The sequence below is a fragment of the uncultured Chitinophaga sp. genome (genome assembly GCF_937874145.1).
GTDB lineage: Bacteria > Bacteroidota > Bacteroidia > Chitinophagales > Chitinophagaceae > Chitinophaga.
The window spans coordinates 1-12,839 of sequence record NZ_CALNBI010000441.1 but is presented as its reverse complement, the minus strand read 5'-3'; the positions used below and the strand labels follow the sequence as shown (position 1 = coordinate 12,839).

Below are 12,839 nucleotides of genomic sequence, written 5' to 3'. Positions count from 1 at the left end.
GATCCGGACGTAAACCGGCAGGGAAAGGCCGGCGCCGCCCCAGGTAAAATGCACCCGGGCATGGAGGTATAGGGCGCAAATCAGGACAGATCCTAGCGCAGAGCGCATTCCGGTGGTTGTTGGCGCGCCGGGGCATAGGGGGTTTCGTATGTAGGCAACGTGGCTTACTACGCCTGAATCGCTCCTGGCCTTGACGGCCGGCATAGGGAAATGTTGAATTTGTTTGGGGTAGCAAGATAGGTTTGTTGTTTCCGGAATGGGCGCGGGTTAACTGCGGTCGGCGGCCGCGGGAAACATAAAGAAGATCATTTTGCCTCGCGGCGGCCCTGCACAGATCATGCAGGAACCGCCGCTTGGGTTATTCGCCCGGCAGGAGCTTACGGCCGTTCGGGAAGAAAAGCCTGCCTCCGGTGCTCACATCAGGCAAAACTGCGACGGTTGCCAATTGCAGCGCCGCCGGGTGACAACAATGGATAAAAGGACTGCCCTTTCAACAGTCCGTCTGCGGGTTAACTTGGGCAATAGCGCCCGTTCGGGGTTTACAAAGCGGGTGAAAGGCCGGGGACCGGGAAATTCACCGTTTTTCAACGAATGATGCAACGACCGTCCTTTTGACGGTTTTCAGCGGTTAACATGGCCCGCCATACAAGCTGCGGGCCTCCAATGGGTGATCTGCGGTTAACAACAACGGATCGAAAAAACAAGCGGCGCATGGCTGGGACCAGCCGCCGCCGGGGTTCTTGACAGCGGATGCCGGAAACAACTGCAACGTCTTTCACTGATGGGTTTTGACACAGCAGCCTCCGGGCCGGGTAACAAAGGATGATCTGTTGCGGCGGACCGGCCTTTTGCCGGAACCGCCGCTTTCAAGGGTTTTCAAAAACAACGGATAGCGGGGAAAGCAGGGACTGCCGGGAATGACGGCGAATACGGCGCCCTGTCTTCCCCATATACTTTATTTATTTTCGCTGGCCTGGCGGTAAGCGTAATAAGCCAGGGTGTATTTCATATCATCCGCCAGATCAGCCTGCTGGCGCGCGGAATCCTCGTCGAATTCCAGTTCCAGGTAACCGAGGTACAGCTCGTAGCTTTTGCCCAGCGCCTGCATGCAATGCTCCACGCCGCGGGCGTAGGCTTCTTCACGCGTTACAGGCTCGGCGCGGCGGATGTAATAGCAATCGTCGTTCGTGTAATCCGCCCAATCGCCCCCGTTGAATTCCGGGCGCTCCAGGCTGAAGGCGATATTGTCGAACAATACGGCTTCTCCCAATTGGGCTTCAAAATCAATGATTTCGGGGATCTGCTCCATGTGTTCCAGCTTCTGCACAATGGCCATCTGTACGGCTTCGCTCTTATCTTCGATCGCGCGGAGCATGGTGTTCAGCACATCGTAATTCGTCACGAAGTCGCATTTACGCCAGCCTTCGGCCGTCTGCATATATCCCCAGCAGGTGAGGTAATGAGAGTCGTCCAGGATGATCTGTCCTACCTTGATGGCAGTGGCTTCCAGTTGGGCTGCGGTTGTTACGGATACCTTTCTCATAGTTTCGTGATTGATGACATTACAAAAGTAGAAGGGGCCTACGCAGGGGATATGCGTAGTGAAAATGTTTTATTTTTAACCCGAAAAACTACCTTACCATGCCCAAGAACAAAGACGCCCTTTCCCGTTACCGCTGGCTCGACGAGCGCCTGCGCAACAAGCGCCTCCCCAAACCCAGCCTGGACGACCTCGTGGAATTCGTGTCGGAGAAAATGGACAAAACCATCGCCGTGCGCACTATCCAGAAGGATATCGAGGATATGCGCAATGATCCGGACCTCAATTATTTCGCGCCCATCGTGTACAACCGCAGTACGCGCGTTTATCAATATGAAGACGAAAACTTCTCCATCGGCAATGCGCCGATCGACGAAGCCGACCTCCAGGGCCTGGAAGTGGCTATCGGCATCCTGGAACAGTTCCGCAGCCTGCCGGTGATCCAGCGGTTCGAGGACGCTATCCTCAAAATAGCCGCCAGTGTGAAGATGAACCGGCAAGACCTCGAGAACCGCGGCCTGATCAAATTCAGCCGTGGCTCGCAGTACAAAGGCGCAGAGCTCATCCCCGACATCGTGGACGCCATCAAGAACCTGGAAGTCATCCGCATCGCGTACCAGACCTTCGACCGCACCGAGCCCAAGGAACACTGGGTGGAGCCTTACCATCTCCGCGAATACAACCATCGTTTCTACCTGATCGGCAAAAGCCAGAAATCGCGCGGCGGCACGGTGCTCACCTTCGCCCTCGACCGCATCGTCAACCACTGGCCCACCAATGATAAATTCGACGCCAAGAACTTCGACGACGCCGACTATTTCAAGAACGCCATCGGCATCACCGTGGCCGAAGGCGATCCGGAAGAGATCATCCTTTCCTACACGCCGCTGCAGGGCAAATACGTCAAAACGCAGCCGCTGCACGCTTCGCAGGAAATCATCACCGATAACGAAGAGGAATGCCGCGTGCGGCTCCGGATCGTGGTGAACCACGAGCTGGTGATGCTGATCCTCAGCAGCGGGGGGCGCGTCAAGGTGGTGCAACCGCAGCACCTGGCCGACAGGATAAAGCAGGAAGCCGCCGATATGCTGAAACGTTACCCATAAAAAAACCGCCCGGGGCTTGCGCTGCCGGGCGGTTCTCCTTTATATCGCTTACCGCGCTTATTTAGCGGGCTTCTGGAGGATGCTCGCGTCGATAGCAGGATTAGCCTGCACTTTGGTGATCACGATCTTCGTATCCATGGGCAATTGCTCGATAACGGAAGCATATACGTACCCGTCGTCGGTTTTCTTGAATTCGCTCATTTTGGTTTCCAGTTCCATGGTCTGACCCTGAACGGTGGCCGAATGGATGCGTTTTACCACATAATAACTGGCAGCATCGATGAAGTAATTCGCAACCGTGCCGTTCTTACGGGTAAGTTTGAATTTGTACGCCTCTTTCCCGTCGATAGTTTCTTTCCCCACCAATTCCAGGTTATGGCCTTTGGTTTTGGCATCGATGATTTCGCCCTGGAGGTCGAGGTCGTTGCCCACGTCTTTCATATCTTCTGCACTGGCGTCTACCGGTTCGGTCTGTTGCTGGATGGGCAGGAAATACCAGCCGCCGGTGGGTGTGGCCACCTGGATGTTATGCGTGCCCATGGCTTCGAATTCCATGCGCATGCCGGTATTGCTGATAACGGAAACCTTGAAGGGGAACTCCATGCCCTGGACGGACATATTCCCTTCGGAGACCATGGCTTTGAGGGATTTCAGTTTGGCATCGCCACCCATGGCGGCCTGGTGCTTGCCAATGATTTCGTCGGCTGACTGTGCTTTCGACTGCAATGCCGCTCCGCTGAGGGCTATGGCGATGGTTAACGCGAGGATCTTTTTCATTGTTCAGGATTTTATTGATGGATGTTTAGACGTCTATAGAACACAAATGTATCTTTTCCGGGAAACTGGCAAAATCAATCATCTTGTTTTAACTGTTTTTTACGAGTTTTAACCTTATGAACGCATTGCAGTTAGCGGGAATCGTAGTTGACATTCCCGGCAGAAGAACCTTCCCTGCGGTTGTTTCCGTGGCTGGCGGCAAGATCGCCGGCATCACCGCTACCGACCAGCCGGTGCCCCAGCGCTATATCCTCCCCGGCTTCATCGACGCGCACGTGCATGTGGAAAGCTCCATGCTGATCCCATCCGAATTTGCCAGGATGGCGGTGGTGCATGGTACGGTGGGCAGCGTGTCGGACCCGCATGAGATCGCCAATGTATGCGGTGAGAAAGGTGTGGAGTTCATGCTGGAAAACGGGCGACAGGTGCCCTTCCGCTTCTGTTTCGGCGCACCGTCGTGCGTGCCCGCCACCGTTTTCGAGACGGCGGGCGACGCCATCGGGCCGGAAGGGGTAGCCCGGCTGCTGCAAAGGCCCGATATCTACTATCTTTCTGAAATGATGAATTTCCCCGGCGTATTGCAGGGAGATCCGGAAGTGATGGCGAAAATCGCCGCCGCCCGGCAATATGGCAAACCTGTAGACGGCCATGCGCCGGGGCTGCGTGGGGAAATTGCCGCACAGTATGCTTCCGCCGGGATCAGCACTGACCATGAATGTTTCACGCTCGACGAAGCGCTGGACAAACTGGCGGCGGGAATGCACATTCTCATCCGGGAAGGGAGCGCGGCGCGTAATTTCGAAGCCCTGGAGCCACTGATCGCCACGCATCATCAGCGTGTCATGTTCTGCAGCGACGACAAGCACCCAGACAATCTCGAGGAAGGGCATATCAACCTGCTGGTGAAGAGAGCCCTGGCCAAGGGGCACGATCTGTTCAATATCCTCCAGGCCGCCTGCGTCAATCCCGTGCGGCACTACGGTATTCCCGCGGGGCTCCTGCGCGTGGGGGACCCTGCAGATTTCATCATCACCGATAATCTATCTGATTTCAATATCCTCGAAACCTGGATCGGCGGCGTACAGGTGGCGGCTGAAGGCAAAACCCTCATCGCCCCCGTGCCCGTGGAACCCATCAACCGTTTCCACTGCACGGCAAAATCGGAAGGCGACTTCCGCGTTCCCGCCCCTGCGGACATTTCCACCGTACAGGTCATCGAAGCGCTGGACGGCCAGCTCATCACCCATCCCCTCACCTTCCAACTAAAGGCCACAAACGGCTATCTAAACAGTGATATTTCGCAGGACGTATTGAAAATGACGGTCGTAAACCGCTACCAAAACGCGCCCCCGGCGATGGCGTTCATCCGCAACTTCGGGCTGCGCTCCGGGGCCATCGCTTCCACCGTAGCGCACGACAGCCACAACATCATTGCTGTGGGCGCTGATGACGAAAGCATACGCCGTGCCGTGAACGCCCTTATCGGCGCCGAAGGCGGCATCTGCGTCATCGACGGCGACAACGAATACATTCTCCCCTTGCCGGTTGCGGGGCTCATGAGCGCCGGCGACGGCTACGATACGGCGCGCAGGTACAGCCAGCTCGACAAAGCCGCTAAAGCACTGGGCAGCAGGCTCGACGCGCCTTTCATGACGCTGTCCTTCATGGCGCTGCTCGTCATCCCCCACCTCAAACTCAGCGACAGGGGGCTTTTCGACGGAGATCGTTTTGCATTTACGGAATTAGCCCAGGCTTAGGCTTCGCTCACCCACAGTGCGCCGTTCACGCTATCGCGCGAGGCGCCGGTTACGGAAGAGAGGATGTTGGGCTGCTGGCGCCAGCGGAGTGCGCCGATGAGCGCCATCACAAGGGCTTCTTTGTAGGCGGCGGTTTGCTCGTCGGGTACTACGAGGGTGATGCCCAGCGGGTCGAGGCGCGCGTCGATGGATTCGATAAGGAACCGGTTGAACGCACCGCCGCCCGTTACGAGCATCTGCGTGCCTTGCGTGGGGAGGTTCATGCCTTTTACCGAGGCTTCAATTTGCGTGGCGATGTGCTCCACGTAGGTCCGCAGCTTACCCTGTACCGACAACGTATGCCCTGCGATGAGGGGCAGCACCGTATCGGTGCCGAAGTCGTTGGCGAGGGATTTAGGTGCAGGCTGCGCGTAATAAGGCAATGCGTTGAGGGCAGACAGCAATGCCTGATCGGTAACGCCTCCGGCCGCCAGTGCGCCGTTTTCGTCGTAGGCTTTGCCAAGGCCCTGCGCCAGTGCGTCGAGGACGCGGTTGGCGGGGCAAATATCGAACGCCTGGTAGTTTTCCCCGTTTTTAGCGGAGATATTGGCGATGCCGCCCAGGTTGAGCAGGTAGCTGAAGTCGGGGAAGAGGTATTTTTCACCGATGGGGACGATCGGCGCGCCTTGTCCGCCGAGGGCTACGTCAACGGCCCGGAGGTCGCTGATGACAGGCAGGGTGGTAACGGCGGCGATAGTGGCGCCGCAGCCGAGCTGCGCAGTGGTATTCTGTTCCGGGATGTGGAAAGTAGTATGACCGTGGGAAGCTATGAAGTGAATTTTGTGGTCGAGGCCGTTGCGGCTGATGAATGCGGTCACCTGTTCGCCGGTAAAACGGCCGTAAGCGGTGTGCAGTAACTGGTAATCACGGGCGTTGAGGCTGGTAGCCTTTGCCAGGGAGGCTTTCAGCTCTTCCGAATACGGAATGCATTCCGCGGCGTGGATCTGGTAAGACCATTGTCCTCTCACTTCCGCCAATTCCGCATAAACCATATCCAAACCATCCAGCGAACTGCCTGACATTAACCCGATTACGTGATATACCATGAAAGAAATTTTGGCAAAGATAATGGAAGGCCGGCTTTTTTTATGGAATCGGGCGGGTGATCTGCATCCGTAGGGAAACAAACCTACCCGATCATGAAACGCATTCACCTGCTATGCGTCTGTATACTGGCGTGCGGGCAAATTTTTGCCCAGACGGTCCGGATCACCGGAAAAGTACTCGACATCAACACCAAAGATCCCATTCCGGGCGCTACGGTCCGCATCGACGGTACGCATTTCGGCTCGCTGACCGACAGCACGGGCAAATTTACCTGTCATGTTCGGAAGGGAAATTTTGCGCTGGAGGTGTCGTGGATCGGGTATAACAAACTGGTAAAATCCTTTACAGCGCAGGACACGGCGGTGCTGATCGAGCTCACGCCTTCGGTGCAGGCGCTGCAGGAGGTTACGGTGGTGGGATACGCGACGCAACGGAAATCTGTTTCCTATTCCAACGTCCAGATTCGCGGAATCGCGATGGCGCCGGCCGCCAGCGAAAAAAGAATGTCCGGCGGAGGTTACATTCCTTCCGCCAGCCGCGACGAATTTGGCGCCATTAAGGAAAACCGCTACCGGTTTACGAAGCAGCAGCCTTTGAGTACGTTTTCATCTGATGTTGACAAAGCGTCGTTTTCGCTGGTGCGGAATATGCTGAACCTGGGCAATATTCCCGTGAAGGATGCGGTGCGGGTGGAAGAACTGATCAATTACTTCGAGTATGATTACCCGCAACCTGCCGGCGACGCACCTGTGGCGATCCACGCGGATATGGCGCAATGCCCCTGGAACCCGGCGCACCAGCTGGTAAGGATCGGTATCCAGGGACGGAAAATCCCGACCGATAACCTGCCAGCCAGCAACCTCGTTTTTTTGATCGATGTTTCGGGGTCGATGTCGGGCGCTAACCGGTTGCCGCTGGTGAAACAGGCGTTCCGGTTGCTGGTGAAACAGCTGCGGCCGCAGGACCGTGTTTCGATCGTGGTGTATGCCGGGGCGGCGGGGCTTTCCCTGCCTTCGACAACGGGGAACAATAAAGACGCGATCCTCAGCGCCATCGACCGCCTGGAAGCGGGTGGCAGCACGGCCGGGGGCGCGGGGATTCAGCTGGCGTATGCCACGGCAAAGGAGCATTATATCAGGGGCGGCAATAACCGCGTCATCCTCGCTACTGATGGCGATTTCAACGTAGGGATTTCGGATGTGGGGGAACTGGAACGCCTGATCGAAAAGGAGCGGGAAGGGAATGTATATCTTTCGGTGCTGGGGTTCGGCATGGGCAATTACAAGGACAACCGGCTGGAGACGCTGGCGGATAAAGGAAACGGAAACTATGCTTATATCGACAATTTCGACGAGGCCCGCCGCACGTTCTCCACGGAGTTCGGCGGCACGTTGTTCACCATTGCTAAAGACGTGAAGCTGCAGGTGGAGTTCAATCCCGCGAAGGTGCAGGCTTACCGGCTGATTGGTTACGAGAACCGGCTGCTGGAAAACGAGGATTTCAACGACGACAGGAAAGATGCCGGCGAGATGGGTTCCGGGCATAGCGTAACGGCGCTGTACGAATTGGTGCCTCCCGGCGTGAAATTAGACGGTCCGGACGTGGACCCGCTGAAGTACCAGGTCACGGAGGCGCCGGTTACCCGCAGCGATGAGGTGCTGACGGTTAAGGTGCGGTACAAGCGGCCCGACGGCGGTTCCAGCCGGCTGCTGGCGCATGCGTTGAAGGGTAGCCCGGTTTCGATCGGGGCAAGCCCTGAAAGTTTTAGGCTGGCAGTGGCGGCGGCGCAGTTCGGGATGCTGCTGCGGAAGAGTGAATATGCCGGGAAGTCGAGTTATACGGAGGCTTTGGCGCTCCTCAGCGGGCTGAAGGGGGCCGATGCCGAGGGGTACCGCGGGCAGCTGGTGCAAATGATCAAACAGGCGATGGCGCTGGAAGATATTGCGCGTAAAGATTAAAATCATTGCAGGAAAAACAGGCGTTCTCCCCGCGTGATCCCGGATTGCGCGGGGAGGACTTTTTCACCCCCAAATTCCGTCGCGGGAAGGCGTTTGCGGCGAGGAGATACAGCCGGGGTCAAATCTGCAACAGCACTGGAAGGCGCAATTGTTATCATAGCGGAAAAAGCGCCCGGGTAGCGAAAAAAATGCTATTTTGGCATGAACGCAAAACAGCAGGGTTATGATAATCAATTTGAGTGACACCAACTCACTGGTAGGCGAGTGGATGAGCGAGATAAGGGACGAGGTAATTCAGGCTGACCGGATGCGGTTCCGCCGCAACCTGGAACGCCTGGGAGAAGTGGCCGCCTACGAGATCAGCAAATCGCTGATGTATGTGGACAAGGAAGTGGAAACTCCGCTGGGGAGCGCGCATGTTCAGGTGCTGAAGCACCAGCCGGTCATCGGTACCATTTTGCGGGCCGGGCTGGCGATGCACCAGGGCCTGGTCAATTATTTCGATAAGGCCGACCATGCATTTATTTCCGCCTACCGCAAGCATAACCGGGACGGGTCTTTCGAGATCAGGCTGGAGTATGTATCCTGTCCCCCGCTGGACGGGAAGGTGCTGATCCTGAGTGACCCTATGCTGGCGACGGGCGCCTCTTTGGTAAAAACCATCGAGCACCTGGGAGAATTTGGCAAACCTGCTCATATTCATATTGTTACGGCTATCGCTTGTACGATTGGGATCGAATATGTTCAGCGGAACGCCGATGCGCATATCAGCATTTGGGCGGGAGATATCGACGACGAGCTCACGGCTAAGGGGTATATTGTTCCGGGGCTGGGCGATGCGGGCGACCTGGCATTCGGGGAGAAGGTGCAGCAGTAACAAAAATGGAAAATCCGCGTTTTAAGATAGGCACTGGTGAAGCATAAATATCCTACGAATTGGCACTGGTATTCACAACTAAATCTAAATCAACGCTCCGCGCTGTTATATAGATTTAATTTGAAATATGAAATTGATTTTCTACCTTAGCATTGTATAGTGTCCCTATCAGCCTTTAACTGACGAAGTATTGAAATGAAAAAACTACTACTCCTATTAACCATAGCCCTTTATGCATTCAGCCCTGTGAGGGCGCAGGACCCGCACTTTACGCAGTTCTTTGCGTCTCCGCTCACGCTGAACCCGGCATTTACGGGGTACTTCTCCGGCGACCTTCGTTTATCCGGCAATTACCGCAGTCAATGGCGCAGTATCGCGTCTCCTTATATTACGGGGACTTTGGCGGCGGATTTCGGCATTTTGAAGAATTCCATTCCATATACGGATACCTGGGGAGTAGGTATTCTGGCGTTGTACGATAAGACGGGCGCGGGGGCACTGACGTCCAACTTCGTAGCGGCGAGCACGGCCTACCACAAAGGGCTGGACGTGGAAGGGAACCATACTTTGGGGCTGGGGGTGCAGATGGCGTTGGTACAGAAGCGTGTGGACCAGAGTAAATTGATATTCGAGCAGCAGATCGGGGATAACGGTTACGACCCTTCGTTGCCGAGTGGCGAAACGATTATGAATCCTAATATTTCCTACCTGGATTATAACGTGGGATTGCTGTATAGCGGCCTGGTGGGAGAATCATCCAACATCTACCTTGGCGCTTCTTACTATCACTTCACGCAACCGACCGAAACTTTCCTTGACAACAACAATAACCGTTTGAGCTATCGGTACACGGTGCATGGCGGCGGTTCGTTCCCTGTGAACGGCGGCAACCGCATCCACTTCAGCGCGCACTACATGCGCCAGAACCAGGCTGTAGAAACCACGATGGGCGCGGCTTACGGCTTCCTGCTCAATGATATGCCCGATGCACCCACCATTTTTTACGTGGGTTCCTGGTTCCGGTTGAAAGATGCGGTGAACCCGTATGTGGGACTTGAGTTCAACAGCTTCAAAGTAGGCTTGAGCTACGACATGAACGTATCTACCCTGAAGCCGGCTTCCAATTACCGCGGCGGCATGGAGATTTCTGTCATCTACATCGGTAAAAAAGGCGACAGCAACAAGAACGGTACCCTGTGCCCGAAGTTCTGATCCTTTCCCGGCGGGCTTTTTCTCAATAATTTATCTACTTACAACTTTGTCCTCGTTTCGGCAGATGTACTTCTACTGAAACGAGATGCGTATTTGTTTCAAGGTTTAAGCGCTCCATTCACATGCACTCGCGCCCTGGTGCCGGCCTGAAAGGGAGAGAAGCAACTGGGACCGTTGACGCGCCGGTCAAACAACAAGCTTTTAAGTAACAATACCTCATGGCCCGGTTACTACTTCCACGTTACACATTCTGCGACGGTTCAATGCACGAGATTTTCAAATTTCCTGATGAACTATTACTGGCAAACTAAACCATTCAGCAATAACAGCATCCGCTGCCATCTTGATTTCTGACGCATACGACTGCGCCAGGTTCCCGGCCTGAAAGGGAATGAAGCTTCCTGCCCAAATTTTACCACCGTATTAAAGCCCTGCCAAGTCGTCACACACGAAAACTTGGCGACAACAACCAGCAACCACTCGCCCTGCAAACTCATACACTCGCCTTTTTACCCAATCCTTCCATGGAGCCGGTGCCGGCAAGCGGGAAGAAGAGCCGTATTAGCCGTCCGGCAAACCCAACGCAAGAGCCCTTCTACAAAATCCACCATACATCCGATTGCTGACATGTAATGGCCAGGTTTATCAAGCTGCACTTCTGCATTATTATTCCCCGCTACCAGGTAAGAAGCACCCAAATCATCCTCCACTGCTCAACGCTCAAGCCCTTTTCCCCGGCTTACCCATTTGCTGCCGCGGATCGAAAACCGATAGGGCAGATAGGCATCTTCCATCGCGTAGGCAACACCTACACGGGTGCCGGCAACAATATTCCGCGCGGGAACGGGCGGGGCGTCTTCTATCCAGATACGGTCGCCCATGAGATCCTGGCCGGTTAGCGCCGTGCTAATGCCGAGCGCTTTGGATAAGCTGCCGGGGCCGGAGGTCAGGGTAAAGTCCAGCTTCGGCTTGCCGGTCCGTTCCAGCATGACGGGAATACCTTCCAGGGGCTCCAATGCCCGGACGAGCACTGCATGCGGGACATCCCGGATGTTGGTGACCACATTGAAGAGATGGTGGATGCCGTAGCAGAGGTAGACATACGAAACGCCGCCTTCGGCAAACATGATCTCCGTCCGCCCGGTGCGGCGGTTATTCCAGGCATGTGATGCCCTGTCAACAGCTCCGTTGTAAGCTTCCGTTTCCACAATCCGTCCCGAAGTGCGGAGTCCGTCGGTTTCCGTAACTAAAACCTTCCCCAGTAAAGACTTTGCGACTTTCAGGACATTTTTTTCCAGATAAAATGCACGTTCTAGTTTAGGCATACTGAAAAATAGTACTAATTTACGTTCGACCCATCCGTTGCTTGAGCAAAAACTCCATCCATATTTTGCTACCATTCTAAAAAAGCGCAAACGTTGTTTTCATTAAGAGAAGTGCTGGGTGCCATTCAGTCGTATGGCGCCGCCCATCGTTTTATTTCGGCTCACCGGCTTTGGAAGTGGATTATCATTCCGGGGATCATTTACTGCCTGATGTTCGTGGCGGGGATCGTTTACGTTTGGGAATACTCAGGCGTGTTCATCGATTATGTCCTCAACCTGCTGACGCTGAAAACCTGGATCGAAGAGCTGCAGAACAGTTTTGTCAACTTCCTGTTCCTGTTGGTGGGCCTGGCGGTCAGGATGATCTTCCTGATCATGTATTTCTCTTTTTTTAAATATCTCTTCCTGATCGTTGGGTCACCGTTGTTTGCTTACCTGTCGGAAAAGACGGAAAGCATCATGCAGGGGAAAGATTTCCCTTTCAGCGCTGCGCAGTTGCTGAAAGACCTGGTACGCGGCATCCGCCTGTCGCTCCGAAACCTGGTTTACCAGACCGCTCTGATGCTCATCCTGGCGATCCTCGCGTTTGTCCCCATCCTGGGATGGCTGACGCCTTTGATCGCTATGCTCATAGAATGTTACTATTTCGGCTTTTCAATGATGGACTACAGTTTCGAGCGCCGCCGCTGGCCGATGCGGCAAAGCATCGCGTATATCCGGCACCATAAAGGGATGGCGATGGGAAATGGCATCGTTTTCTACCTGTTCCTGTTCATACCCGTCCTCGGATGGCTGCTGGCTCCCTGTTACGCAGTAATCGCCGCGACCATCCACCTGCAGCAGCAACGGCTGCCCATGGGGACGGAAGCATAACCCGGCCGGGCAGGAAACTCCCGACGGGATAAATGTGCGATAGCAATGCATTGGCCGAGATACGGAAAGCACGGCAACTACGCAAAGTTCACCGACCGGGCAGATGTCGCCGCGCGATAATCATATTTCAAAGACCTTTCCACCCTCTCCGGCAAAAGAACTTTTGCGCCAGGGAAACCCCGTTACTCCCTGAAATCCTATCTTTGCCGGAATCGGTCCGGCAGGGAATTCTGAACGGCACCTCCCAAACTCTTCCGACATGACGCAAAAGGGCAAATTATATCTCATTCCGACGGTCCTCAGTGCAGACGCGCTCTTCAGCCTGCCA

General features: G+C 55.1%; 10 protein-coding genes. 6 read left to right on the top strand and 4 right to left on the bottom strand.

The features are described from left to right. Positions 1-955: 955 nt before the first annotated feature. The gene (locus Q0510_RS21240) at positions 956-1,543 is read right to left on the bottom strand and encodes a hypothetical protein (protein ID WP_298716102.1); all 588 of its coding nucleotides are present in this window, start codon (positions 1,541-1,543) and stop codon (positions 956-958) included. Positions 1,544-1,641: 98 nt separating this feature from the next. Between Q0510_RS21240 and Q0510_RS21235 the strand changes: the two genes are divergently transcribed. Further along, complete coding sequence (locus Q0510_RS21235) at positions 1,642-2,646, top strand: WYL domain-containing protein (protein ID WP_298716100.1); 1,005 nt, start codon at positions 1,642-1,644, stop codon at positions 2,644-2,646. A gap of 57 nt (positions 2,647-2,703) precedes the next feature. Here Q0510_RS21235 and Q0510_RS21230 read toward each other — a convergent pair whose 3' ends face one another. Continuing rightward, positions 2,704-3,423: a hypothetical protein gene (locus Q0510_RS21230; RefSeq protein ID WP_298716098.1), complete on the bottom strand. Its 720-nt coding sequence runs from the start codon at positions 3,421-3,423 to the stop codon at positions 2,704-2,706. 116 nt (positions 3,424-3,539) lie between these two features. Here Q0510_RS21230 and ade point away from each other — a divergent pair, with 116 nt between their 5' ends. Beyond that, positions 3,540-5,180, top strand: coding sequence for an adenine deaminase (gene ade / locus Q0510_RS21225; RefSeq protein ID WP_298716096.1), 1,641 nt, complete (start codon positions 3,540-3,542; stop codon positions 5,178-5,180). Here the strand turns inward: ade and Q0510_RS21220 are convergent. Further along, a complete protein-coding gene (locus tag Q0510_RS21220) occupies positions 5,177-6,265 on the bottom strand; it encodes an anhydro-N-acetylmuramic acid kinase (RefSeq protein ID WP_298716094.1) in 1,089 nt (362 codons plus the stop codon). The genes ade and Q0510_RS21220 overlap by 4 nt on opposite strands. Positions 6,266-6,358: 93 nt before the next feature. Between Q0510_RS21220 and Q0510_RS21215 the strand changes: the two genes are divergently transcribed. The 3 genes from Q0510_RS21215 to Q0510_RS21205 all read left to right on the top strand — a co-directional run bounded on the left by Q0510_RS21215 (position 6,359) and on the right by Q0510_RS21205 (position 10,313). Beyond that, entirely contained in the window at positions 6,359-8,224 is a 1,866-nt protein-coding gene (locus Q0510_RS21215; protein WP_298716092.1) for a von Willebrand factor type A domain-containing protein, read from the top strand. Between the two features lie 223 nt (positions 8,225-8,447). Beyond that, positions 8,448-9,101 carry a uracil phosphoribosyltransferase gene (gene upp / locus Q0510_RS21210; protein ID WP_298716090.1) on the top strand — a complete coding sequence of 218 codons (654 nt, stop codon included), beginning with the start codon at positions 8,448-8,450 and terminating at the stop codon, positions 9,099-9,101. Positions 9,102-9,296: 195 nt separating this feature from the next. Continuing rightward, positions 9,297-10,313, top strand: a complete 1,017-nt coding sequence (locus Q0510_RS21205; RefSeq protein WP_298716088.1) for a PorP/SprF family type IX secretion system membrane protein — start codon at positions 9,297-9,299, stop codon at positions 10,311-10,313. Between the two features lie 713 nt (positions 10,314-11,026). Here Q0510_RS21205 and Q0510_RS21200 read toward each other — a convergent pair. Continuing rightward, positions 11,027-11,638, bottom strand: a complete 612-nt coding sequence (locus tag Q0510_RS21200; RefSeq protein ID WP_298716086.1) for a DNA-3-methyladenine glycosylase — start codon at positions 11,636-11,638, stop codon at positions 11,027-11,029. A gap of 93 nt (positions 11,639-11,731) precedes the next feature. Here Q0510_RS21200 and Q0510_RS21195 point away from each other — a divergent pair, with 93 nt between their 5' ends. Further along, complete coding sequence (locus Q0510_RS21195) at positions 11,732-12,511, top strand: EI24 domain-containing protein (RefSeq protein ID WP_298716084.1); 780 nt, start codon at positions 11,732-11,734, stop codon at positions 12,509-12,511. Positions 12,512-12,839: the final 328 nt, after the last annotated feature.

Coding starts and splice junctions, on each gene's coding strand:
- Q0510_RS21240 (WP_298716102.1), bottom strand. CDS start 1,543: ATGAGAAAGGTATCCGTAACAACCGCAGCCCAACTGGAAGCCACTGCC.
- Q0510_RS21235 (WP_298716100.1), top strand. CDS start 1,642: ATGCCCAAGAACAAAGACGCCCTTTCCCGTTACCGCTGGCTCGACGAG.
- Q0510_RS21230 (WP_298716098.1), bottom strand. CDS start 3,423: ATGAAAAAGATCCTCGCGTTAACCATCGCCATAGCCCTCAGCGGAGCG.
- ade (WP_298716096.1), top strand. CDS start 3,540: ATGAACGCATTGCAGTTAGCGGGAATCGTAGTTGACATTCCCGGCAGA.
- Q0510_RS21220 (WP_298716094.1), bottom strand. CDS start 6,265: ATGGTATATCACGTAATCGGGTTAATGTCAGGCAGTTCGCTGGATGGT.
- Q0510_RS21215 (WP_298716092.1), top strand. CDS start 6,359: ATGAAACGCATTCACCTGCTATGCGTCTGTATACTGGCGTGCGGGCAA.
- upp (WP_298716090.1), top strand. CDS start 8,448: ATGATAATCAATTTGAGTGACACCAACTCACTGGTAGGCGAGTGGATG.
- Q0510_RS21205 (WP_298716088.1), top strand. CDS start 9,297: ATGAAAAAACTACTACTCCTATTAACCATAGCCCTTTATGCATTCAGC.
- Q0510_RS21200 (WP_298716086.1), bottom strand. CDS start 11,638: ATGCCTAAACTAGAACGTGCATTTTATCTGGAAAAAAATGTCCTGAAA.